The organism is Paenibacillus sp. FSL R7-0273, from assembly GCF_000758625.1.
Classification (GTDB): domain Bacteria; phylum Bacillota; class Bacilli; order Paenibacillales; family Paenibacillaceae; genus Paenibacillus_AQ.
This window is the reverse complement of the sequence record NZ_CP009283.1, coordinates 5,607,899-5,633,197: the sequence shown is the minus strand read 5'-3', so window position 1 is coordinate 5,633,197 and position 25,299 is coordinate 5,607,899. Positions and strand designations below refer to the sequence as shown.

Below are 25,299 nucleotides of genomic sequence, written 5' to 3'. Positions count from 1 at the left end.
AGGCAGGGGTTCTTTTTGCTGTCTTCGGATTACAGGGGAGGAAATGTAATGAACAGAAGGCCGTTACTAAGCTTTACTATCTGCTGGGTAGCCGGCAGTGCGGCAGGCTGCTTGTTTGGCGGCTACAGTCTGCTGGCGGGAATATCCTTGTGTCTGCTGCTCATTGTGATTTGGGCGGCCAGCGGCGGGATCAGCTGGAGAACGGCAGCTGTATTCGGGCTGGCGCTGGCTGCGTCAGCCCTGTATTGGGAATGGAACGAGGGCAGGAATGTCAGCCTGCTGCCGGCGGCGCTGGGCCGGCCGGAAGCCGGGCTGAACGAGACATACATAACAGCCGAAGGCGTGATTGTATCCCCGGTGGAGCGTGACGGGGACCGGATGGATTTTACGCTGAAGCTGGCACGGATTGGCGGGGAGAAGCTCGGGCAAGACGATGGGGAGCCGGCTGAAGAGCGGGCAGTAGCAGGCAGGGAAACTCAGGGAGAAGCTGACCACAGTGACAATAGCGGTGCAGATCCGGCGGGCGAGCTTATCGCTGTGCAGATCAAGCTCCAGGCGGAGAGTGAAATTGCAGTGGCGGGGCAGTGGCAGCGCGGAGACCGGGTAACAGTTGAGGGGGAGCTGGGACTGCCTGCGGTTGCACGGAACTTTGGCGGATTCGACTATCGCGCGTATCTGCAGACCCAGCGGGTTCACTGGCTGCTGAAAGGGGAGGGTACGGCTAGCGTGACGGCTGCGCCACCCGTTTCCTGGGAGCTCTCCGGTATTTTACGCTGGAACGATGCCGCACGGGCCGCGCTTGGCGCTGAGATGGACCGTTTATTTGAGGAGCCGCATGCCGGTTATATGAAGGGGCTTGTAATCGGTATCCAGGATGATCTCGATCCCGAGACGTTCAAGCAATTCTCACAGCTTGGGCTGACGCATATTCTGGCCATTTCCGGTATGCATGTTGCTGTGTATGTAGGCGTGATCCTGTTTCTGCTGCGGCGCCTGCGTTTTACAAGGGAAACTGCGCTAACCGTAACACTGCTGCTGGTTCCGGTCTATGTGCTGCTGTCCGGAGCCGGGCCCTCCATTGTACGCGCAGGCATTATGAGTATGATTGCCCTGCTGGCTGCAAGGCTGGGGCTGCTCAAGGACGGAATGAATATTCTGGGCGCATCCGCGCTGATGATGCTGGTCTGGAATCCGTACATGCTGCTTAGCGTCAGCTTTCAGCTGTCTTTTCTGGTCACAGCCGGGCTTATGGTGTACACCCCGCTTGCCGCGCCATTATTCAGCAGGCTGCCCAAATGGCTGGGCGGTTCGGTAACGGTGACGCTTATCGCACAGCTGGTGTCCTTTCCGCTAACGGTTTATTACTTTAACCAGTTTTCGCTGCTGTCTTTTATCGCTAACCTGCTGCTCGTGCCCTTTATTACTTTTCTTGTACTGCCGCTTGGTACGCTGGCGCTGCTGCTTGGACGGATCTGGAATGCTGCGGCTGTTACGGTTGCGGGAGCGGCGGAGCTGCTCAACAATTGGACGTTTACGGCAGTAGAATGGGTGAACGGGTTTACGGCCGGCGTGCTGATCTGGGCTTCCCCGTCCCTGCTATGGATCTGTATCTATTACGCGCTGCTTTACGGCTTACTGTATGCACTTAAGAAGTACAGGGAGGCGGGAATTGCTCCACAGGTTATGGAGGATGAAACCAGACCGCTGGCTGAGCTGGAGCAACCGGGAACGGCGGGAGTCAGGGATACATTCCCGCCTCCAGTTCAAACCGGGCTGGGCGGCAGCCGCTATGCAGTTATTCTGTGCGCAGCTGCGCTGGCTTTGCTGCTGTACAAGGGGTACTACGCAGAAAAGCTGAACGGAGCCGGTATGATTAGCTATCTGGATGTGGGCCAGGGCGACAGCATTCTGATTACTACACCGGAAGGGGCGCATATTCTGGTCGACGGCGGCGGAACAGTAAGCTTCGGGAACAGAGAGGAGTGGCGCATCCGGCGCAGCCCGTTCGAGGTTGGAGCGAAAACGCTGGTGCCCTTGCTGAAGCAAAGGGGCATCCACCGGCTGGATGCGGTGATCCTGACCCACGGCGACCAGGATCATGCGGGCGGGCTGCAGGCCGTGCTGGAGGATATTCCGGTCTCGGCGCTGCTGTTCAACGGAACTATGGCGGATACGGAGCCTTACACCAGGCTGATGAGCACGGCCCTTGCCAAGGGTGTCCGGCTGTATGCTGTGCAGCAGGGAATGGTACTCGCTCCGGATAAGGCGACGCAGCTCCATTTTCTCTGGCCGGAGCCATTGGCGGCAGCGCAGCACCTGGTTCCGGTAATGGAGGAGCAGAATCATGAGTCGGTCGTGTTCCGGCTGGAGATGTACGGCCGCAGCTTTCTTTTTACGGGGGATATGGATGAAGCGGCAGAGGAAGAAATTGTTCAGGCTGCGCAGCAGGCCGGTATCGGGGAAGCCGGGCCTGTAGATGTGTTAAAAGTCGCTCATCACGGAAGCAAAACATCGACGGGCGTAGCCTGGCTGGAGTTCTGGAAGCCCGCTACTGCAGTAATCTCAGCCGGGGTCAATAATTTGTACGGGCATCCGAATGCCGGTGTGCTGAAGCGGCTGGAGGAAGCGGGTGCGGCAATATTCCGGACGGATCTGCACGGGGAGGTCCAGCTTAAAATAAGCAATAAGGGGATAAGTATGCGGCATAAGCTCTCTTCCAAAATTGGTCGATAGTGAAAGAAAAGCATTCATTCCCCTCCTTCAAGCCTTCTGTCTCTGAATTTATAATGAAAGAAACGTTCCGATACAGAAGGAAGATAGGAGTAAAACTTATGAACAATGCTGCTGTAAAGCAAGCTCCCGCGGGTTCTGTGAAAACGGTTCCGGGGAACAAGAAGCGGATCAAACGCTGGGAGTCGCCGGTTACAGGCTATCTGTTTCTTTCACCATGGCTGATAGGCTTCTTCCTGTTGACTCTGGGCCCCATGATTGTATCGCTGTACTATTCTTTCACGGATTACTCGCTGCTGGAGGCTCCGGATTGGGTCGGGCTTGCCAACTACACCCGAATTTTTACCAAGGATGATGTGTTTCCTGCTTCACTGAAGATCACAATCACCTTCGTATTGCTTACTGTGCCGCTGCGGCTGATGTTCGCACTGGCCATTGCGATGCTGCTGAACCGGAAGATTAAAGGGATCAGCTTTTACCGGACGATGGTTTATTTTCCGTCATTGATCGGGACAAGTATTGCAGTATCGATTCTCTGGAAAAATATTTTCAGCCGCAATGGCTTCATCAATGATTTTCTTTCACTCTTCGGGATTAAGGGTCCGGCCTGGATTGCCGATCCGAAGTACGCGCTGGGAACGCTGATCCTGCTGATGGTCTGGCAGTTCGGATCGTCCATGATTATATTCCTAGCCGGTCTAAAGCAAATTCCTGGCGATCTGTACGAAGCCTCTGCTGTAGACGGGGCCAGCAAATTCCGCCAGTTCATTTCAATCACGCTGCCGATGCTGTCGCCGATCATCATGTTCAATGCCATTCAGTCGATGATCAATACATTCCAGATGTTTACCCAGTCGTTCGTCATTACCGGCGGCGGACCGGTTAAATCCACCTTTGTGTATGTAATGTACCTGTATGAGGAAGCCTTCACGGACTTCAATATGGGTTATGCTTCAGCTCTGGCCTGGCTGCTGCTGCTGCTGATCGGACTGTTCACGGCAGTGCTGTTTGGAACTTCGAAATACTGGGTGTTCTATGAATCGCAAGGAGGCAAGAAATAATGGATGTAACCAGCCCGCGCAAACGACTTATTACACATCTCTCGCTACTGGTTGTAAGCTTAATTATGATGTATCCGATTTTTTGGTGGCTGGGCGCTTCGCTCAAAACCAATGCGGAGATGAGCTCGGCTAATCTGTTTCCGAAGGTGCCTAACTGGTCCAACTTTTCAGAGGGTTGGGTATCTGTTCCTAATTTTTCCTTCACTCATTTCTATTTAAATACATTTGAGCTCGTACTGGGTGTACTCTTTACCAGTGTGATCTCATGCAGTCTGGTCGCCTTTGCTTTCTCAAGGCTGGATTTCCCACTTCGCAATGTGTGGTTTGCGATCATGCTCGTTACGCTGATGCTGCCGACACAGGTGACAATTGTACCACAGTATGTAATGTTCAGCGGCTGGGGCTGGATCAACACCTACCTGCCGTTCTACATTCCCCACCTGTTTGCAGGCGGGATTGGCGGTCCGTTCTTTATTTACCTGCTGGTGCAGTTCATGCGTTCAGTCCCCAGAGAACTTGATGAAGCTGCCAAAATTGACGGCTGCTCCTGGTTCAGCATTTACTGGAGAATTATGCTTCCTCTCGTAAAGCCTGCACTGGTAACTGTTGCAATCTACGCGTTCCTCTGGAACTGGGATGATTTCTTCGGACAGATGCTTTACATCAATACTGTCGAGAAGTACACAGTCAACCTGGCACTCAAGCTGTTCATAGATTCGCAGGGATCGGTGCCATGGGGGCAAATGCTGGCGATGTCACTGCTATCTATCACTCCGTCTGTGCTGATTTTCTTCCTTGCCCAAAGACATTTTGTGGAAGGTATGTCTGCAGGCGCATTGAAAGGATAGCCTATAGCTGTTACACTGCAAATTAACCTATAATTTGAGGCTAAAGCTGCGATTTTTCGCAGCTTTGTTTCAGTATCAGTTACATAAAAGTCTTAATGCAATCATGCAGGAGGATTTCAGATGCGGGTAAATCCCTTTAAAACGCTGAGAATTGATCTGGTTTTCTTTTTTGGCTTTGCATTTATTGTAACTCTGCTTGTGTGTGTAATCGTATTTTTCAGTTATATCAACGGTTCAAAAGAGATCGCAGACAATACCTCCTACTATCAGCAGAAGCTGCTCATTGAGCTGCACAAAAAATTGAATACCAATCTGGTGGACATTGAGCAGACCTCCAATACGGCCGCACAGAATTTTAGTGATCTGTATGAGGAGGTATTCGACGGGACGGACTATGATAAGGTGAAGGGACAGACCAGCATCCGCTCCCAGTTGAACAACTATGTCTATGGAATGCCGATTCTGCAATCCGTTCATGTCTATTCGGATCTGGCGCCTAACAGCGTGCAGGATTACGTAAAGTTCATGTCCCTGGAACAGCTGGAAAAGGAGGACTGGTATAAGGAATTGCGCAATTCCGACTATACCTGGCTAAGGGAACGTCTAATCAAGACGAATAATGGGGAAGTTTCGGTAATCAGTTTTGCACGCAAGGTGTACAACCGGTTCAACCGGTCTGTTGCCGTAATGGTGTTCAATGTGCAGGTTCCGGCCTTTAAAGCCTTGATTGCCACAGAAGATAACCGTTCCAATCTGGCTTTGCTGGATGATACAGGCAAGCTGATTACAACGTCAGGAGATCCTGGTTTTTTTCTGCAGCATGATGCGGAGATACAGACCCAGCTGGATTCGCAGACCAACGGGGCCAAACGGACAGGGGATGAATTTCTCGTATGGTCCTCCTCACTGGATTCCCGCTGGTCTCTGGTGGAAATCACCTCCTGGAGCCGCATAACTGCCGGCAGTCTGAAGCAGACGCAAATTATACTTGCCCTTGGCATTGCTACTATTATATTAATCCTTCTGCTGGCAGTCTTTTTGTCACGGCAATTTGTTAAGCCGATCGGCCTGTTACTGAAGGCTATGAGTAATTTTTCACTTAGTAAGCGCACTCCGCTGCCGGAGGATTACAAAAATGAATTCGGCCGTTTGTTCCAGGGGTATGACAAGCTGACCTGTCGGATCGAAGAGCTGTACGAAAATCTGGAGGAGCAGTATGAACGGCAGCGGGCTGCTGAAATCAAGGCGCTGCAGATGATGATCAATCCCCATTTTCTGTATAATTCACTGGATCAGGTGAACTGGATGGCGATAGAGGCCTCGCAGCCCCAGATTAGCAGTATGCTGGCCCATTTGGGGCAGTTTTTCCGGCTTGCGCTTTCTAACAGCGAAAGTCTTGTCCCTTTATCCGAAGAATTGGCCCACATTGACAGCTATCTGCAATTTCAAAAGATCCGTTGGGAAGAGCGGCTTGATTACCGCTATTTGCTGGAGGAGGAAACGAAGAATCTGTTTGTCCCCAAAATTATTTTACAGCCTTTTGTTGAGAATGCTTTTATTCACGGCTTTCATGGTAAGCGGCAAGCGTCGTTGACCATATCAGCGGGCATTATTGGAGACGACAGGCTGCAGATTATTGTATCGGATAACGGACGCCAGCTGCAGGAGAACTGGAAGGAGAAGCAGAGTGCCAAAGGGGGATACGGACTGCGGAATGTACGGGAGAGGATTACAGCACTGTTCGGTGACAAATACGGCTTTATGCTGGATAACTCGCCGGAAGGCGGTACACAAGCCGTAATAAGTCTGCCCATAGTCAATTCCAAATCTCTTAAAGGGGGGCTTAAGCATGTGGAAGGTGGCAATCATTGATGATGATTTCCAGGTCGTCAGAGGATTACGCAAGGTGATACCCTGGGAGGAGCTGGATGCAGAATTCGCCGGTGAAGCTATTGACGGTGAATCCGGACTTAAGCTGATTCATGAAGTTAAGCCGGATATTGTGCTGACAGATATTTATATGCCTGTCATGAACGGAATACAAATGATCGAACAGCTGAAGGCGGATGATTTCACCGGCAGATTTGTTATTTTGAGCGGATACAATGATTTTGAATATGCCCGTACTGCGTTGCGTCTCGGGGTGGACGATTATCTGACCAAACCGGTAACGGTAGACCAGATCCGTAGCGTATTATCAGAAACAATTGAAAAGCTGGAGGAAACCTATTTGCGCCGCCTTGAGCTTGGGCAGGTTCAATCCGCTGAGCGGCAGGAATTGTTATGCCTGGAGGAATGGCTGGCAGGAGAGCTGAACGGGTGGAGCAGAGACTCTGCTGTTGCGGTTCCGCCCGAGCTGCTGCCGGAGCGCAAATACACAGTGCTTGTCCTGGAGGTGCTGTGGACCGAACGGATCCGCAGCGTGTCACTGGCAGACTGGAGCCTGTTTAAATTTGCCGTATCGAATATTGTTACCGAGGTGCTGAACCGTGAATGGCCGGCTGCGAGCTTCGTCTGGCTGTTCGGCAATCATGCGGCCCTGCTGCTGCCGTCAGCAGCAGAAGAGGCGGATGAGGGCATCCTCCAGGCAGCAGAGCAGGTGGGAGAGCTGATGGTTGACAGCATGAAGGTCTTTCTAGGTCTGGATTTCCGGTTTGGCACGGGAAACGTTAAGACCGGCTGGAACGGGATCAAGGCCTCCGGCGATGAAGCTATGCAACGGCTGCTTACAAAGCTGCCGCTCCATCTGACAAATAGCAAGCCTCAAATTAAGGAGACTACGGACACTGCAGTCAGTGAACCCCCGTCAACATCTGCAATTCAGGAGAAGCACCGAAAGGCGGTACAATTCATGAAGGAATATATCCATAAGCATTATGCCGAGGATATTACGCTTGAGACGCTTGCTTCACAGCTGTTTATCTCCAAAAATTACCTGAATCAGCTGTTTAAAAAAGTAACGGGGGAGACCTTTACTAACTATGTCATCCGGGTGCGCATTGAAAAAGCAAAAGCGCTGCTGCAGAGCGGCAATCATCTGATTTATGAGGTGTCTGAAATGGTTGGCTATCAGAATGTTCCTTATTTCAGCACCTTGTTCAAAAAGTATTGCGGAGTCAGTCCCAGTGAATTGATGAAAAGATAGTTAGTGATGGATTCTGAAAGATTTGTGTTCATTACTCTTCTATACGATGAATGGAGCGAATGATACTATCAAGCTATAAATGTTGGCTAAGCTGACAGAAGGGGGAAATGAACATGCGAAAAAAAGGTAGAAAGAGCTTTCTTGCAATCGCTTTAACGATGGCCGTAGCAATGACCACAGCTTGTGGAAACAGCAATAACAGTGCACCGAATAATAAGGCAGAGGTAACCAACGCACCTGAAACAGCCGCGGCTGCTACAACTGCGCCGGCAGCAGGAACCGGTGAGAAGGTGACGCTCTCTATCGTATGGTGGGGTTCCCAGGCTAGACATGATGCAACTTTGAAAGCGCTTGACAAATATAAGGAGCTAAATCCGAATGTAACCTTTGAAACTCAATTTTCGGGATGGGACGGTTATTTCGATAAGCTAGCTGTACAATTCTCTGCCAAAAGTGCTCCTGATATTATCCAAATGGATGCCGCTTATCTGAATGACTATGCAGGCAGAGGGCTGCTGGCAGATCTGAAGGATGTAAATGTTGATAGCATTGAGCCTGTCAATCTGGACGGCGGTAAAGTGAACAATACCCAGTATGCTATGCCGCTTGGCGTGGCAGCACTTGGTATGGTATACGACAAAACAGTTGTTGATAAGCTGGGCCTTGAAGCGCCAACCTTTGGATGGACCTGGGATGACTACTTCGCCTTTGGTGAAGCTGCCAAAGCTAAGCTTGGTGAAGATAAGTATGTGTATGCAGACCAGAGTGCCGATTTGGTAGACTATACAGCCTATCAATACAGTATGGGCAAAGGCTATATTTTTGATGACCAAGGTAAGCTTAGCATCGATAAAGATACTTGGGTTGGCTTCATGACCAAAATGAATGAGCTGCGGGATAAGGGGATTCTCACTCCGGCAGATATTACAACAACCGACAAAGAGCTGGATCCGCAGCTGGACAGCGTAGTCAACGGAACTGCCATCGCGCGTCACTCCTTCTCTAATCTGGTTGGCTCTATTGATTCACTTAAACCGGATACCTATGAGTTTGCTTCCATGCCATATGGCTCCGAGGCAGGTGGCTGGCTGAAGCCTGGGATGTTCTGGAGTGTAAATGCTCAATCGGCACATCAGGCAGAAGCAGTGAAATTTGTTGACTGGTTCGTGAACAACGAGGAAGCAGGCACCATACTGGGACTGACCCGCGGGATGCCGATCAACTCCAAAGTAGTTGAAACGCTGACACCAACCTTTAGTGAATCAGATAAAACCTCCCTTGATTTCCTGAACAAAGTAACACCTGATGCACAAAAGTTCATCAATGATCCTCAGGGCTGGGGAAGCTTCAAAAATGACTATAAATCCATTGTAGAGAAGCTGCAGTTCGAGCAGTCTACACCGGAAGAGGCTTACGAAGAGCTGACGAAGCTGGCTGAGCAATATGCAGTCGAAGCAAGCAAATAATAGAAATCAGGAGCCGGCCGGCTGCATGCAGGCCGGTTTTCTTCTATTCTTGTACGCATTGCAAAGATAAAAATAATAGAAAAGAGGTACTGCAGCTTATGAAAATTGAATTATGGCCTGAGGGAGCCCCGCTTTCAATGGGGGAGGGAGCCGTGGACCGTCCGGTCTTACATGTCTATATGCAGGAAAACGGAGGACCACATGCGGCAGTGATAGTTTTGCCCGGAGGAGCGTACTGTGAGCGTGCAGCCCATGAAGGAGAGCCTGTAGCCCGTTGGCTAAATGAACTGGGAATAACGGCGTTTGTGCTGGATTACCGTGTGGCGCCCTACCGTCATCCTGCTCCGATGCTGGATGTGCAGCGGGCAATCCGCCATGTCCGGCAGCAGGCTGCATCTTTGGGGATTGATCCGCAGCGGGTAGGCGTGCTGGGTTTTTCTGCCGGCGGACATTTGGCATCTACAGCTGGCACACATTTTGACCTGGGCGAAAGCGGGGCGGAGGATAAGACAGAGCAGATGTCGAGCCGTCCTGATTTTATGATACTGTGCTACCCGGTGATTAATCTTGGGGACACTGGGCATGTGCGTTCCCGCGGCTATCTGCTTGGAGACAATCCCTCTCTGGAAAGCGTCAAGCTATTGTCCAGCGAGCTTCAGGTGACACCGGATACACCCCCGGCCTTTATTTGGCAAACTACAGATGACGGCAGTATTGGAGTGGTGCATACGCTGAAATTTGCCGGAGCGATGGCCCGAAATGGTGTCCCGTTTGAGCTTCATTCCTTTATGACCGGCAATCATGGCCTGGGGCTCGCCCAAGAGCATGCAGAAGCAAGAGCCTGGCCCAGACTCTGTGCCGCATGGCTTAAGCGGATCGGTGTTCTTTCAGAGTAAAAGCTTTCACTATAGAACACCGGGGCTCTTTTTTTGATTGGATTTTATATACAGGGAAAATAGGTGTTGTAAAGTGAAAGAATCGGATTCAATTCTCTCTCATTGCGTGAGCTGTAAGTCCATTATAATGGTCACAGTATCCATGATGACGCTTTCTTTTGAGGTGTTTTACATCATATGAGGAGGTTAGATGAGATGAAAGCAAGCATGTTAAGGAAAAGCAATTCGTGGCTGTCCGTGCTGATCATTACGGTCATGCTGTTCGGGCTGTATCCGGGAGTGGCACAGGTGGAGGCAGCCAGTTCGGCTTCAGGCAAAATTTATTATGTGGATCATACTGCAGGAAACGACGGTAACACAGGTACTGCGGAGAGCAGTCCCTGGAAAACGATGGGAAAAGTAAACAGCACCGTATTTAAGCCGGGAGACCGTATTCTGCTTAAATCCGGAAGCGTATGGAATAACCAGACTCTGGCTCCGCAGGGCTCCGGTACAGAGGGGAACCCGATCATTATCGACCGTTACAGCAGCGGAGATAAGCCGAAGATTAAGGCAAACGGGCAATACGCCGATGCAGTTACCTTAACCAATCAGCAGTACTGGGAAATCCGTAATCTGGATGTTTCCAATACGACTCCCGTAACAGGCACCTTTGCAGAGTCGCTGGGCGATTACCGCGGGATTCATGTCACCGGATATGATGCCGGAACACTGAACTATATCCGTATAAGTAATGTGGATGTTCACGACGTGTCAGGGGAAATTGCCTGGATCAGCGGGAAGGTACAGGAAAATCCGGATCCGGGGATCCGGTTCAAGACGGGCTGGGACGGCTCCAAGAAAACCGGCGGGATTGTATTTGATACAACAGTTGCGGATCCGAAGAACCCGGTGCGCGCCACTGTATTCAATGATGTCATTATTGAGAATTCCACAATTAAAAACACTTCGTTCGGCGGAATTACCTTTAAGCAGTATCAAGGTGATAACGGCGGGGATAATGCCAGCCAAATTACACTGACGGGCTGGGGTAAGCGTGTGAATGAGTCGGACCCGATTTTTACCCCTCATACGAACATCATTATCCGTGGAAACTATATTACACAAAGGGATACGGAGTTTGGCTGCAACGGAATTTACGTGACCGGCACGAGAGGCGCACTTATCGAGAACAACGTGGTACAGGCAACCGGCACAGTGGGGATTGAGCTGAATCATGCCGATGATATTGTCGTTCAGTACAACGAGGTGTTCGAAACGTCCAAAAAAGCCGGCGGAGCGGATTCCAGCGGGATCGATCCGGACAATTCGACGACAAATATTCTGATTCAATACAACTATATTCATGATAACGGCGACGGTATTCTGGTCTGCCAGTTCAGCTTCGGAAGCACTACAATCCGTTATAATGTGCTGGAGAACAACAAGAAGTATCCAATCTACTTGCATTCGGATAAAAGAGCCGTTGCCGATATTTACAATAATACGATTTATAACGAAGTTAGCAGTTATCTGGTAGTTGCCCAGGGAAAGTATCTGGATTCTACCTATAACATCAAAAATAATATTTTCTATACAACAAAAGAGGTTAAGGCTTTTCCTGAAAGCCCGACATTGAATTATGACAGCAACAGTTATTATTCCGTGTCCGGTACGCTGGCTCCTCCTTCAGGTGATGCCAACGCGCTTATTGGCAATCCTCTGCTGGTCAACCCAGGCAGGGGGACATTCGGTTCTGAAGAATCCGGTCCCCAGCTGGATTTAAGCAGATACCAGCTGCAGCCGGAATCCAGGCTGATCAACCGCGGAGTAGCTGTCCTGGGAGAGAACGCGGAGGAGATCAAGGATTTTGCCGGAAAAGATCTGTACAATGGGGCAGCTGAGCGCGGAGCGTTTGAATATTACGAGGCTTCGGCGACAACGACCAGCATTGCTGGCCGGGTTACGAACAGTATCGGCAGCGGAATGGCCGGTATTGCCATCACCGATTCAGAAGGCAGTGCTATTCAAGCCGTGACAGACAGCGCCGGCTATTATTTCATTAAGGATGTTGCTGTAGGCAGCAGCATCAACCTGAAAGCGGTAAAGAACGGCTACGAGGATGCACAGACAGGTCTGTTCACTGTTGCAGCCGGAAATGTAGCTACCCTTGATCTCCGGATGACCTCCAATGCGGCTGCCGGATCCATTACTGGTAAAGTATTGGATGGTCATTTGACGGCGGCTCCGGATACCACAGTTACATTGAGCAGAGATGGGGATGTAATCGGGACAACGATAACTGATACTGACGGTGTATATACCTTCCCTGTAGTTGAGCTTGGAGAGAATTATATCGTTTCCGCTGTAAAAGAAGACTACAGACCGGCAAGTGTATCCGGCATCACAGTAGAGCCGGCCCATGTTTCCGTAATCCCTGATCTTTATGTAGTGAACAAGCAGGCTGCGCTGTTCAGCGGGACCGATTTCAATGAGCTGGAGGCGGGTGCTCCGCCGGCTGCACCTTGGAATGTGTCAACGAGCGGGGGAAGCGCCGGAGCTTCCGAGCTGCCAAGTACCGCTGACAAAAGCATCAAGCTTACCCGTACCAGCAGCAACGGCAGCACCTCCTTGTTCCGGACCTTTGCGCCGGGAGCTTTGAAGGGTGTAGTTACACTGTCTGCTGATGTATTAAAGCTTGATAATGCAGGCAGCACGAACTGGTTCAGCTTGCCGTACATTTATAGCAGTGAAGGTACGGCCAGTACTAACATCGGTGTTGCGATCGCATTTTCCAAAGGCCAGATTGTCGCTTACAAGGGCGGTTCATCCACCAATCTGATGGCATATGAGACGAATAGATGGTACAATCTGCGGATTGTTATGAACACAGGCTCGGGAAAATACGATCTTTATGTTAATGATGAGTTGATCCTGGAGCAGGCGGATTTCCGCAATAAAATCTCTGATATCGGACGAATCGAATACTATGCTAACAGCGCACACAGAGGAACGCTGCATATTGATAATGTGCAGATCTATCAGGGCATTCCTTATGAACGCAATGATGCAGGAATTAACGACGTGCAGGCGGACCTGGGGACAATGATCAAGAGAGGGGACAGCTACAGTCTGGAAATTCCGTATTTTATGGATTCTGTCAAGCTGACCGCAACAGCCAGCAGCCCAAATATTTCTTCGATGACCATTAACGGTGTGCCGGCATTAAGCGGACAACCGACAGACAAGATTATGCTCGCCTCAGGCGATAACACCATTCCGGTAGTTATTACTGCCGAAGACGGTGTTACGACAAAAACGGTAAACGTACTAATCAACCGCGAGCCTGCCGAAACAGACTCTACTGTGCAGAAGCTGATGGTTGCAGGCGGTAAAGGGGAAGAATTACTATTATCGCCAGCCTTCGCCTTCAATAAAGACAGCTATACGCTGACTGTTCAGGATAGTGTATACGGACTGATCGTGACTCCGCTGGCCGGAGCGCCTGACACTGAGGTCCGCGTGAACGGCAAAGTGGTTGCATACGGCAGTGCCTCCGAAGAGATTCAGCTTAAAGACAGTGTTAGTGAAATTACTGTAAGCACGTCTTCAGCAGATGGTACAGACTATAGGACTTATACCATCACGGTGAACTGGGAAGGAACCTATGTGCCGGAACCGGGAGAGCCTGAGATTACAGACGCTGTAATCAGCCCGCTGAAGACAGTGTTTGATAGAAATCCGATGAACCGCAAGGCGGTTGAATTTGCAATCGAGTGGAACGGCAATACGCTGACGGCTATCCGCAACGGTGAGACAGAACTCAGCGGAGCAGATTACAGTGTTACAGGCAATGTATACGGTATTGAAACAGATTATCTGCTTAAGCAGCCGCTGGGCGTGCTGACGCTGGCCTTTGATTTTAATCAGGGGAAGGATGCGGTTGCAGAAATTGAAATTGTTGATACAACCAGCGGGGGAGGTACGGATCCGGGAACAGATCCAGGAACGGATCCAGGAACGGACCCAGGTACGGATCCGGGGACAAATCCTGGAACGGACCCGGGAACAGATCCCGGGAAAGACCCGGTTGCCATTCCTGGAGGGACTGGCAGTACAAGTGCAGCGCTGCCTGCAGTAACAGCCGGCAGCGGCACTCTGATCCTGGCAGCGCAAACAGCAAACAGTGAGGGAGCGGTAGAGGCTGCTGTAACTGAGGCTGCACTGAAGGAAGCGCTTGCGCTTGCAGCGGCCAAAGGTGATAAAAGCAAGCGGGTAACAGTAACGGTGAATCCGGTCAATGGTGCAGCAAGCTATATTATTTCGCTGCCTGCCGCAGCGCTGGGTTCTGCAGCTGAAGGCCAGACGCTGGAGATCCGGACAGCATTCGGCACGGTTATTTTCCCCGGCGGAGTGCTGAGCGGGGAGCAGGCTAAGCCGGGAGAAACAGCTGTGCTGAAGATTGCCAAGGCGGATCTTGCCGGCCAGTCTTCTGGCATTATCAAAGCGGTAGGGGCAAGACCTGCTGTTGAGCTTTCGCTCAGTATCAGCGGTAAGGAAGCAAGCTGGCAGCAGAATACTGCACCGGTTCAGGTCAGCATTCCTTATGAGCCGTCGGCTGCAGAAATACTGAATACGGAATATTTGGCGGTATGGCATATTGATGAAAAAGGCGTAAGCCATCCGGTAACCCGGGCGAAATATGATCCTGCCACCGCAGCTGTGACGTTTAGTACCCGTCATTTCAGCATTTACGCGGTTGCAATGAACCGCTATTCCTTTGCCGATCTGGGACCCTCCCACTGGGCATATAAGCCAGTAGGAATACTGGCGGCCCAAGGTATATTGAACGGTGTTTCAGCGGATTCCTTCGCGCCGTCCGTCCAGATAAGCAGAGCCGATTATCTGCTTATGCTGCTCTGTGCTCTGGGGCTCGAGAGCACGGAGTCAGGATCAGCAGGCTACCCGGATGTACAGCCGGACAGCTATTACTATGATGCCGTATCAGCGGCACAGGCCTTGGGGATTGCCGGCGGCCGTGCAGATGGAAGCTTTGCACCAGCTGCGCCTATTACAAGGCAGGAGATGATTGTCATGGCTGACAGGGCCTTGACAGCTGCCGGAATCCAAGCTGCATCTCTCAGCAGCCGTCCTGATAGAGGCATCCGGGATCTCGATGCAGTGGCAGACTATGCCGCTGATGCGGTGAACCGCATGCTGGAGGCGGGCTGGATTCAGGGGAATAACGGAATGATCAACCCTGAAGGAACCGCCAGCCGTGCAGAAGCGGCAGTGCTACTGTACAATATCTATAGCCGGCTCCAGTAAGCCAGGGGCTGTAACAAGGAAATATAGAAGAGCAAAAAGGGGTGTCCCAAGCCGTCGTATGATGGCTTGGGACACCCCTTTTTCACGGGAATAAAAAGCTCAAGAGCTAACCACATGCGCCCGGCTCTCCCTCAGCAGCCGGGAATAATAGCCTTCCCGCTCCAGCAGCCGCCGGGGCGGGCCGGATTCGGCGACCTGCCCGTCCTTCATCGCGATGATCAGGTCCGCACCGGCGATGGTGGACAGCCGGTGGGCGATGATCAGCGTGGTGCGCTCGCGGGCCACGTTGTCGATGGCCTGCTGGATCAGCTTTTCCGTGCGGGTATCGATGTTTGCGGTAGCCTCATCCAGCACGAAGATCGCCGGATCCTGGGCAATCGCCCTGGCGAAGGAGATCAGCTGACGCTGTCCGGCAGACAATGTCCCTCCCCGCTCGGTAACCGGCTCGTCGATGCCATCCGGATATTCCTGTACGAATTCAATGGCGCAGGAGGCCTCTAGAGCATACTGCACAGTTTCCTCCGCAATCTCATCGCCCAGCGTAATATTATCGCGGATCGTACCGGAGAACAGGAAGACATCCTGCAGCACGACGGAAATGTTCCGCCGCAGATCATCCAGCCGCATATCATTTACATTGACGCCGTCGATGAGGATTTCTCCCTTTTGCACCTGGTAAAAGCCGTTAATCAGACTGATGATGGTTGTCTTGCCCGCACCGGTCTCGCCGATGAATGCGGCTGTCTGCCCTTTGCGGATCACAAAACTCACGTCCTTCAGCACCCAGTCGGTATCCTTGTACGCAAACCAGACCTGGCGGAACTCAATCGTGCCGTCCAGCCGCTCTACAGCGACTCCGCTCTCCGGCTGCTCCAGCCGTTCCTCCTCGCGGATCAGCTCATCGATACGCTCCGTAGATACCAGCGCTGATTGAATGGAGGTATATTTGTCCGCCAGATCAGAAATCGGGGCGAAAAACTGCCTGATATAGGTCGTGAACGCATACAGTACACCGATTTGCAGCACACCGCCGGAGATTTGGCCGACACTGAACCAGACGAGGATGGCAATCGCCAGACTCTGGAACATATCCGATGCGGGCTTCAGGATGCTATTGAGCCGCACCTGGATCAGCGTGGTCCTGAAGTAATCCCCGTTCAGCTTCAGGAACTGCTCCTCCTTCTCTTTTTCCGCACGGAAGATCTGAATAACCCGCATTCCTGCAACGCTCTCGGCAATAAAGCCGTTAATCTGGCCGATGTAATGCTTCATGTGGAAGAAGTTCTTTTTAATTTTGTTTTTGATAAATAAGACCAGGAACACGATCACCGGAATAACGGTAAAAGAAACAAGCGTTAGCTGCGGGCTAAGCATCAGCATGGCGTAGATAATGCCGATCAGCAGCAGGACATCTTTAACGAGTGAAATGATGACATCGGTATACAGGTCACTGACCTCGGCGGTGTCATTCGTCGCCCGGGTAATAAGCCGGCCGGACGAGGTCCGGTCCAGAAAGGACAGCGGCAGCCGCTCGATAATCCCGAACACCCTGACCCGCAGATCATGGATCAGGCTCTGTCCGGCTTTGGCCACAATCAGCGCCTGCAGGTAGGCAAAGCCGGAGCCCGCGGCCGACACCAGCAGATACAGCAAAGCCAGGCCGAGAATAGAGTCAAGACCATGCTCCGCCGCACCGCCGATCAGAAAATGGTCGATGACCCGCTGCAGCAGCAGCGGCTGGACGAGAAAAGCTGCATTGACAATAATGACGCAGACACAGGCCAGGAGGAGCTGGAATTTATAAGGAGCGGATAGCCGCAGAAGCAGCTTAGCTGCGCCTGATTCAGGCTTTTTGGGGCGCGGAGTGATCTCCTTCTTCATGCTGTTCGGTGTAGATATCAAAGTACAGGCCTCCTTTCACAATCAGCTGTTCATGCGTCCCGCGTTCGGCGATAATCCCTTTGTCGAGCACGATAATCTCATCGGCTTCCTTAATCGACGAGATGCGGTGCGAGATTAGAATGTTAGTTTGGCCTGCCCGGACCTGCTTGAGGTTCGCCAGAATCTGCCCTTCCGTCACGCTGTCCACTGCCGACAGCGCATCATCCAGAATCAGAATGGCCGGATCACTGACCAGGGCGCGGGCGATGGCCAGCCGCTGCTTTTGTCCGCCGGACAGATTGACGCCGCGTTCCCCGAGAACCGTATCATAGCCGTCAGGAAAACCATTAATACTGTCCGCAATCAGTGCGGATTCAGCCGCCTGCCGGACCTGAGCATCACTATAGCTATCCTTGAAAAAGGTGATGTTATCCTTAACCGTAGCGGCAAAAACAAAGCTGTCCTGCGGCACATAGCCCATTCCTCCGCGCAGCGCCTCAACCCTGTAATCGTTGATATCCCTGCCGTCCAGGCGGATCTGCCCGGGCTCTACATTGTAGAAGCGGAAGAGCAGCGAGGCCAGGGTGCTTTTACCTGAGCCGGTACGGCCGATGATGCCCAGACTGTGTCCCTTAGGGAGGTTGAGTGTGATGTTGCGCAGGGCAGGCGTATCCGAGCCATTGTAGCGGAAGGTCAGATTGCGCAGCTGCACCTCACCTTTAGGCTGAATGTGAACCGCCTGCGGCTTATCCTTAATGTCAGGCTGCACCCGCAGCACCTCATACAATCTGCCCAGAGAGGCTATGCCGCGCTGAATGGTAGTAACGATTTTGCCGATGGACACGATGGGGCTGATGATCAGGCTCAAATACCCGTTAAAAGCGACGAAATCCCCGACACTGATATCCCCGCGCATGACCAGACGGCTGCCGTACACCAGATTTATAACAAAACAGACCGCAAAACCGAATTCGATCATCGCCGGCAGCGCGGCAGAGACACGGATCAGATCCAGATTGGCCTGTTTCATCTTGCTGCTCAGCCCGCTGAAGCGCTCCATCTCCGAACGCTCCTGCACATAAGCTTTGATAACACGGATACCGGAGATATTCTCCTGAACCTTACCGGACACGGCGCCGAACTGCTGCTGGACCACTCTGAACCGGGTCTGCACCTTACGGCTGCTGAACAGCATAATTACAATGATAAAAGGCAAAGGGGCAAGTGTAGCCAGCGTAAGACGGGGATCAACTGTAGCGAACATGAAGTAAATGGAGGAGCAGCAGATTACAATGCCGTTGAACGACATCGCCGTAGCCGGACCGAACGTCATCCGTACCGCAGAAATATCATTGATGGCATAAGCGATCAGGTCGCCTGTCCTGCGGCTGTTATAAAAAGAGGGAGAGAGCTTCAGATAGTGCCGTACCAGCTCCTCACGCAGGTAACATTCGAGGTTGCGTGCGCTTTTGATGATGATATTTCTCCATAAAAAAGTGCAGGTGAACACGCCTGCGGCAATCAGCACCATCCACAGCACCTGAAGCTGCACCTGTCTGGTGTCAAAGCCGCTGACCTTCATCAGATCAACCGCACGGCCCAGCACCTTGGGAAACAGCGTCTGAATAAAGGAAGCGGCGAACATAAAAGAAAACCCGATCAAATAATCAGTCTTGCGGGCTTTGAAAAAACGCAGCAAAATAGAGGATTGCATTTAACATCCCACCTTTTGAAAATACACCTGCCTATATAGGAATCAGATGCTCCTTACGGATTCTCTTTCCACAAAAGTGCTAAGCACAGCAATATTCTCCGCAGGCTTCTGCGGGTCGGCAATCCGGCTGAGCAATGTGGCTACCACTCTCTGACAGGAGTAACCGATATTCAGATCCATTGTAGTAAGCGGAGGGGTTGAAAGAGCGGATATCTCCGTGTTGCCGCTGCTGAGAATGGAAACGTGCTCGGGTACCTTGATTCCGCGCTCCTGCAGTAGGCGGATCAGCTCTACAGCCGTGAAATCATGCTCACAGATAAAAGCGGTCGGCAGCCCGCCTTCGGCAATCAGTCCGGACAGCCTGCTCCCAAGCGCCTCATCACGCTCCCAAAAAAGCGCCCCGTCAGCCGGCAGCCCATGCTCCTCCAGTGCGGAGGTGATGCCTGTTTTCTTTTCCTTGTTACGGTAGGCGCTAAGATTCCCAACAAAGCCGATTGCGCGGTGCCCGCGGCCGATCAGATACTGGCACTGCTTGTAGCCGGCATGCAGGAAGCTGAACCACACACTGTCGTAATCATAGGCCGGTGAGTAACCGACATACAGAATCAGCGCCGGAATCTGCTTATGAATAAAGGAAATATAGTCACTGTTAAACCGCCCGATAAAAATAACCCCGTCGAACTTGTAGCCTTTACTTAAACGGTAGGGCAAAGCCAGGCTGTTCTGGTGCTCCTTATCCACAAATTCAATGCTGTAATCCGTGTCGGCCTGCTGCAGCGCCTTTTCGATGCCTTGAACCTTGTAGCTGAAGTTGCTGTTGTCATGCTGATAAGGCTTCTGGTGAAGCACCAGAATTTTCGGAGGAGTTGCCTTGCGGGGCCGGATATAGCCCATCTGCGCCGCTTTTTCCACAATCTTGGCCTTCATTTCCTCGCTGATGCCGCCCTGATCCGCCAGCGCTCTGCTGACCGACACCGGAGACAGCCCGAGCGCTTTTGCGATCTGGGTCAGCGTTACCTTTTTGCTTTTCATAAGAATCCCCCGTTGTTGCTGTACAACACAGCAGCTTATGCCTGATTACTGTTATTATATTCCTGTATTACACAGGATACAACGCAAGGAAACGATAAAATCAACGTAAAAAATTTATTATTTTAAGTTAAAATACATAATTATTTTCGATGCTTAAGAGCTGAATATCATTTTTGGAAGATAGAGGGAACCAAATGCAGTCCGGAGAGTCTTATTGACCAAAGAGGTGAGAGAGAATATGCACAGTGAAGAGTTACCGTATGCCGTAGCCTATGCGCCGTCCATGACGCTGCGGGAAATGATGGAGACTTACGGGCGGGATGTATGGAATTATGCGTATTTTTTGAGCGGCAGCCGGGAGTAGGCGAATGACATCAGCCAGGAGGTGTTCCTGAAGGCGCACCGCAATATCGCCAAATACCGGGGCAGCGCTACACTAAAAACCTGGCTGTTGACCATTACCCGCAACACTGCATTCAGTTGGAGACGAAACAGCTTCTGGCACCGCTTCATTCCGCTAGGGAAGAATCAGTCTCCCGGACAAGCAGGGTCTGCCGAAAAAGAGGCGCTGAGCAAGCAGTATGTTAACCGCATCTGGGAGCTGATTATGGAGCTGCCGGATAAGCACAGGGAGGTGCTGATGCTGGAGATACAGCAGGGGCTGTCCACCTCAGAAACGGCGGCGCTGCTCGGTGTAGCGGAAGGGACTGTGAAATCCCGGCTGTCCCGGGCCAGGGAGAAAATGAGAAAAGCGCTGGAGGAGGATGAGCGATGAAGCACAGACTGTCAGAGGATGAGACGAAGGTAATGACGGCGAAGCCTGAATGGTACCGTGAGGCCGGACGAGGCCCGTTCACAGAAGAAGGATTTACCCCGCAGCTGATGGCCCGGATTGAGCTTGCCGCTGAGCGGCGTGCCGGGACGGAGAAGGCTACTTCACGCAGACGTATTGGCATCGCTGGTATAGCGGCGGTTATGCTGGTTGGTGCGCTGATGTGGCCGCTGGCGGGCGGCGGGAGAGAAAGCGGTGAGGGTCCGCAGGCCATTTGGAACAACAAAAGCGGTGCTGCAGTCCAGCCATCTGTACCGGCCGCCCCTTCTCCTTCACCTGCTGCGCAGAAGAGAACGGGATACTACAGCAAGGTGAATTTTGAGCTCGGCGGATTGAAGTATGTGATGTCACTGCCCATGGACAGGGATAAAAGCTCTGCACAGGCAGTGGATACTCCGCTGGGGATTGTCTGGTCACCGCCGCCGCCAAAGGTTGATTATCTCAGACCCGGATACACCCGGAATACAGAGCCTTATACTCTCTATCTGACTCCTAAGGGGCATACCGAGCTGTCGGCAGAATCCGCCCAAAGACTGTATACATTTCCTTTGTATGCGGGCGGGGCACAGACTTATTTTGCTCTGGGCTACCTTTTCAGTGCGGGAGATTATCTGGTATTTACCAATGGAGCTTATACGGTCGGTGAGGTGAAAACACGAGGTCCCGGTAAAATATCTGTCCTGGATCTCAAAAAAGCCTCTGCAGGTGATGTGACAGCTCCGTCTGATCTCTTTACATTAAATTCCTCTGATTATAGTCTTGATCATGCATTTATTGCTGCTGATCCGGATCGGAATGAGCTGCTGCTGGTTGATTATAAAGAGGCCGGGAATGGCGGTTTTATTCAGCACAGCAAGCTGTACGATATAACAACCGGGAAGAGTGATGTGCTTCCGGAAACAGTTACTACAGAAAAGAAAAAGCGGCCAACCAAAGTGCATTACGGTGAGCTGTCCATTACTACTGAGGAAGAGTATTATGTGGCTCATTATGAGGTTAACGGTGAAAAACGGACAGTGGATATCAGTATTGCAACCGGTGAGCAGTGGTATTATGACTGGTGGTATGAGGAATACGGGGAGAAGATCGATGCCTCCACAATAAAGAAAAAACTTTAGTTCATTTCATCTGGATAATTTACTAAAAAAAAGCTATACTTTTGATAATATCAAAGGTATGGCTTTTTTATGCGGAGTGGAGCGGAAAAGATGAAAAAACTGACGATTGAGGATGTTGCCCAGAAGGCGGGAGTCTCGAAGAGCACAGTCTCACAATTTTTGAATAAACGGTTTAAATACATGAGCGAAGCGACTAAGAACCGGATTGCCGATGTGATCGAGGAGCTGAATTATCAGCCGAACGGCCTGGCCCGCAGCCTGAAGCAGAACCGCACACATATGGTCGGGATCATTGTCGCCAATATCGATTACTCGCTGTCAATCCAGTGCATCCGGGCGATCGAAAATGAGCTGCAGCGCCGGGGCATTCAGGTCATCATCTGCAATGCCGACGAGAACTCGGAAAAAGAAAATACGTATGTGGAGACGCTGGTAGCGCGTCAGGTGGACGGGCTGATTATTTTTCCGACCGGTCACCAGTCTGCGGCTTATACACGGCTGATAGAGGCGGAGTATCCGCTTGTGTTCATGGACCGGCTGGTTGAAGGGGTAACGACCCAGAGCCTGCTGCTGGACAATGAAATGGCCGTCAAGACAGCGGTCAAGGAGCTGACCCGCAACGGTCATGAGGCTATCGCCATCCTGTCGCTGCCGCTCGGGGAGAACGCCATTACCCCGCGCAAGGAACGGATGAGCGGCTACAAGAAGGCGATGGAGGAGGCAGGTCTGCCTTTGAATGAGCGTTATATGTGCAGCGTGCCCAGAGAGCGGATCTCTGCCGCGCTGGATGAGCTGCTGAACGGGCCGCATCCGCCGACGGCGCTGGTAGCTGCCAATGACCTTGTGCTCGGCGAAATTCTGAAATACGCGAACCGCCAATCTGTCGCGATTCCCGGCCGCCTGTCCGTTATCGGCATTGATGATGCCGAGTTTGCCCTGATCTACAACCCGGCAATTACAACGATCCGCCAGCCGGCTTACGAAATGGGCATGCAGGCGGCGAAGATCATGCTCTCGCTGATCGAGGATCAGGATGCTGCGGTTCCGATTACGTACCGCTTTCCGCCGGCGCTCCAGCAGGGGCAGTCTGTACGACCTCCGGTATAACGGAGTTTTGGGTAAAACGGTTTATTCTTTTAGCGTCTGCTTAGTCCTAAATTTGCGAGTTGTACTGCCTGTCCCAAAGTTTGTTTTGGACAAGTTTAGAGGTTACTTATGGAGGGGAGCACAGCTTCCCTCTTATTTAAGCTTATGTCTATTGCGATTAAGAAGTTTGCTATATAATCCGCAATTACCTGTATAACCTCACATGGAGACAATCTATCGCTTCCACAGCTAAAGTCCTTTATCAGCAGGGGTGTTGACCAACATCAAAGCTATTTTTTTGCTGGGGGAAGCAGAGCGAAGATCCTGTAAAACCAAATAAAGGCGTCCGCGTCCGCCTCTTCTTCTTCTCGGTGATGCACTTGTCCTGTTTCGTAGGTAATTGCACGGCATCATGAATGAGCCGGGTTGAAATAACTGTACTTTCTGCAACTAAACTAGGCTAATTAGCTTCGCTGCAGGGTTTAACTGCACTCTATACATTTATATTTGCTAAAAACGCCCCGAACCGGGTTTTTCGCGAAAAATAGATGTACAGAATACAGTTATCTCCTTAAAATGACTGAATTCCCCTGTTTTAATTGCACAAACTACACTTAAAACTCATTTGGCTCCGAACCGACTGACTAAGGTTAGCGCTTTGGCAAGAGAGATCTATCCGCTGCTCAACGCTTTACCTAAGGCAGGAACAGGAGACGGTTTGTTAGTCTCTTAATGACGTTCTGTATAGATTAGAGTAGCTTGAGTGGGTTAAATGCCTGGAGAACTACCGCTGCAAAAGCTTTAAGAAAAAAGAGGAGTGCTCCCGGCATAACGCCGCTGGAGCACTCCCTTTTTATAAATGAATAATGGCTTCTCTGCGTGCAGTCAGCAGCAGTAACTTTTAAACGCCGGCGCTCATGAAGCTCTCCAGCTTGTCGCGGGTAGGCAGTCCGTCCATGTCTCCGGGAGACATAACGGCCAGCGCACCGATTGCATTGCCGCGTCGTACGGCTTCAGCCACGGTAAGCTTCTCCAGCATGGCGCTGATTACGCCAACGGCGAAGCCGTCCCCTGCACCGACTGTATCGACTACCTCTTCCACCTTAAAGCCGTCCACATAGCCTTCTTCTCCGGCAGCCGTTTTGTAGTAAGCGCCTTCAGGGCCCAGCTTGATTACAACGAGGGATACCCCGCGTTCCAGATAGTAAGCGGCAATTTCCTCCGGTGTTTCAAGGCCGGTCAAAATTTTGCCTTCACCCAGGCCCGGCAGGAACCAGTCACAGCGGGTGGCGAGATCGTTGATGGTAGCTACCATAGTCTCCTTGTCAGGCCACAGGGTCGGGCGCAGGTTCGGGTCCAGGGAGACGGTTTTGCCGTTCTTTTTCATAAATTCCATAGCATGCAATGAGAACTCATGACAGGTCTTCGAGAGTGCGGAAGAAATGCTGGTTACATGCAGATGGCCGGCGGAAGCAAAATAGGCCTCGTCGAAGTCAGCCAGGTTCAGCTTGGACGCGGCGGAGTTTTTGCGGAAATATTCAACCTTAGGGTCGCCGGTAAGCACCTTGGACTTGATCAGCATTCCGGTAGGAGCTTCCTTGGTATAAGTGATGCTGTCTGTATCGATATTTTCTTTGTTAAGGGCCATGGCAATGAATTGCCCGAAATTGTCTTCACCCAGCTTGGTTACATATCCGGTTGTGTGTTCGAGGCGGGACAGACCGGTTGCCACATTGCTTTCTGCTCCGGCCAGCGCCTTAGAGAACGAGGTTGCCTCATGCAGCGGTCCTGCTTCATTTGCATAAAACATCGCCATCGGCTCGCCAAAAGTGACGGCACTAAGTTGTTTGCTCATCTTCATATTCCTCCCCAGGGCAATCCTTAGATTCCCTGTATAATGATTAGTAACTTGAAATTATCACATAAATCGGTTTTGTTCAATAAGACTTCACTCATTCTAACCTGTGAATTTTCAGTGTTAAAATGTGAAGTGAGAAAAATCCCTTTATCTATAAGGGTTTTTTATTCTAAACAGCTTTCCTGTAACCGTTCGGATAAAAAACGTATTGACTGTTAGCGGGATTATTATTACTATTTCCATAGAAGACTTCACGAGTATGTTAGTAAAAGAGATAAAATAGTTTATCTAAATAAATGTTCTATGATGTATACCTGTTTTATAA

At 51.3% G+C, this 25,299-nt stretch carries 16 protein-coding genes; 12 read left to right on the top strand and 4 right to left on the bottom strand.

Annotated features, from left to right (window positions below; all coding sequences use genetic code 11):
• Positions 1-48 precede the first annotated feature (48 nt).
• From R70723_RS24245 to R70723_RS32320, 8 genes are all read left to right on the top strand, one after another.
• The gene (locus R70723_RS24245; protein ID WP_076418429.1) at positions 49-2,733 is read left to right on the top strand and encodes a ComEC/Rec2 family competence protein; all 2,685 of its coding nucleotides are present in this window, start codon (positions 49-51) and stop codon (positions 2,731-2,733) included.
• Positions 2,734-2,831: 98 nt separating this feature from the next.
• The gene (locus R70723_RS24240; protein ID WP_039876225.1) at positions 2,832-3,791 is read left to right on the top strand and encodes a carbohydrate ABC transporter permease; all 960 of its coding nucleotides are present in this window, start codon (positions 2,832-2,834) and stop codon (positions 3,789-3,791) included.
• The gene (locus R70723_RS24235) at positions 3,791-4,639 is read left to right on the top strand and encodes a carbohydrate ABC transporter permease (RefSeq protein WP_039876223.1); all 849 of its coding nucleotides are present in this window, start codon (positions 3,791-3,793) and stop codon (positions 4,637-4,639) included. The genes R70723_RS24240 and R70723_RS24235 overlap by 1 nt, the downstream gene beginning before the upstream one ends.
• 120 nt (positions 4,640-4,759) lie before the next feature.
• A complete protein-coding gene (locus tag R70723_RS24230; RefSeq protein WP_039876220.1) occupies positions 4,760-6,511 on the top strand; it encodes a cache domain-containing sensor histidine kinase in 1,752 nt (583 codons plus the stop codon).
• Positions 6,489-7,784, top strand: a complete 1,296-nt coding sequence (locus R70723_RS24225; RefSeq protein WP_039876218.1) for a response regulator transcription factor — start codon at positions 6,489-6,491, stop codon at positions 7,782-7,784. The genes R70723_RS24230 and R70723_RS24225 overlap by 23 nt, the downstream gene beginning before the upstream one ends.
• A 113-nt stretch (positions 7,785-7,897) precedes the next feature.
• Positions 7,898-9,250: an ABC transporter substrate-binding protein gene (locus tag R70723_RS24220; RefSeq protein WP_039876216.1), complete on the top strand. Its 1,353-nt coding sequence runs from the start codon at positions 7,898-7,900 to the stop codon at positions 9,248-9,250.
• Positions 9,251-9,348: 98 nt separating this feature from the next.
• Entirely contained in the window at positions 9,349-10,146 is a 798-nt protein-coding gene (locus tag R70723_RS24215) for an alpha/beta hydrolase (protein WP_039876213.1), read from the top strand.
• A 195-nt stretch (positions 10,147-10,341) separates the two neighbouring features.
• Positions 10,342-15,453, top strand: a complete 5,112-nt coding sequence (locus R70723_RS32320; protein ID WP_052421450.1) for an S-layer homology domain-containing protein — start codon at positions 10,342-10,344, stop codon at positions 15,451-15,453.
• Between the two features lie 99 nt (positions 15,454-15,552).
• Here the strand turns inward: R70723_RS32320 and R70723_RS24205 are convergent, their stop codons facing one another.
• Genes R70723_RS24205 through R70723_RS24195 form a run of 3 tightly spaced genes read right to left on the bottom strand, consistent with a single transcriptional unit; the run spans position 15,553 to position 20,080 of the window.
• Positions 15,553-17,355, bottom strand: coding sequence for an ABC transporter ATP-binding protein (locus R70723_RS24205; protein WP_052421449.1), 1,803 nt, complete (start codon positions 17,353-17,355; stop codon positions 15,553-15,555).
• The gene (locus tag R70723_RS24200) at positions 17,297-19,048 is read right to left on the bottom strand and encodes an ABC transporter ATP-binding protein (RefSeq protein ID WP_039876210.1); all 1,752 of its coding nucleotides are present in this window, start codon (positions 19,046-19,048) and stop codon (positions 17,297-17,299) included. The genes R70723_RS24205 and R70723_RS24200 overlap by 59 nt, the downstream gene beginning before the upstream one ends.
• Positions 19,049-19,090: 42 nt before the next feature.
• Positions 19,091-20,080, bottom strand: a complete 990-nt coding sequence (locus R70723_RS24195) for a LacI family DNA-binding transcriptional regulator (protein ID WP_039876207.1) — start codon at positions 20,078-20,080, stop codon at positions 19,091-19,093.
• Between the two features lie 214 nt (positions 20,081-20,294).
• Between R70723_RS24195 and R70723_RS34140 the strand changes: the two genes are divergently transcribed.
• From R70723_RS34140 to R70723_RS24180, 4 genes are all read left to right on the top strand, one after another.
• Positions 20,295-20,444: a PH domain-containing protein gene (locus R70723_RS34140; RefSeq protein WP_231574776.1), complete on the top strand. Its 150-nt coding sequence runs from the start codon at positions 20,295-20,297 to the stop codon at positions 20,442-20,444.
• A 9-nt stretch (positions 20,445-20,453) separates the two neighbouring features.
• Positions 20,454-20,855: an RNA polymerase sigma factor gene (locus R70723_RS31695; RefSeq protein ID WP_256704622.1), complete on the top strand. Its 402-nt coding sequence runs from the start codon at positions 20,454-20,456 to the stop codon at positions 20,853-20,855.
• Positions 20,852-22,030 carry a hypothetical protein gene (locus tag R70723_RS24185; protein ID WP_039876204.1) on the top strand — a complete coding sequence of 393 codons (1,179 nt, stop codon included), beginning with the start codon at positions 20,852-20,854 and terminating at the stop codon, positions 22,028-22,030. Before R70723_RS31695 ends, R70723_RS24185 begins: the two co-directional genes overlap by 4 nt.
• Before the next feature lie 90 nt (positions 22,031-22,120).
• Positions 22,121-23,137 (top strand): LacI family DNA-binding transcriptional regulator, encoded by a 1,017-nt coding sequence (locus R70723_RS24180; RefSeq protein ID WP_039876200.1) that lies wholly within the window; start codon positions 22,121-22,123, stop codon positions 23,135-23,137.
• Between the two features lie 880 nt (positions 23,138-24,017).
• On the opposite strand, the gene R70723_RS24175 is transcribed toward R70723_RS24180, so the two are convergent.
• The gene (locus tag R70723_RS24175) at positions 24,018-24,971 is read right to left on the bottom strand and encodes a sugar kinase (protein WP_039876196.1); all 954 of its coding nucleotides are present in this window, start codon (positions 24,969-24,971) and stop codon (positions 24,018-24,020) included.
• Positions 24,972-25,299 lie beyond the last annotated feature (328 nt).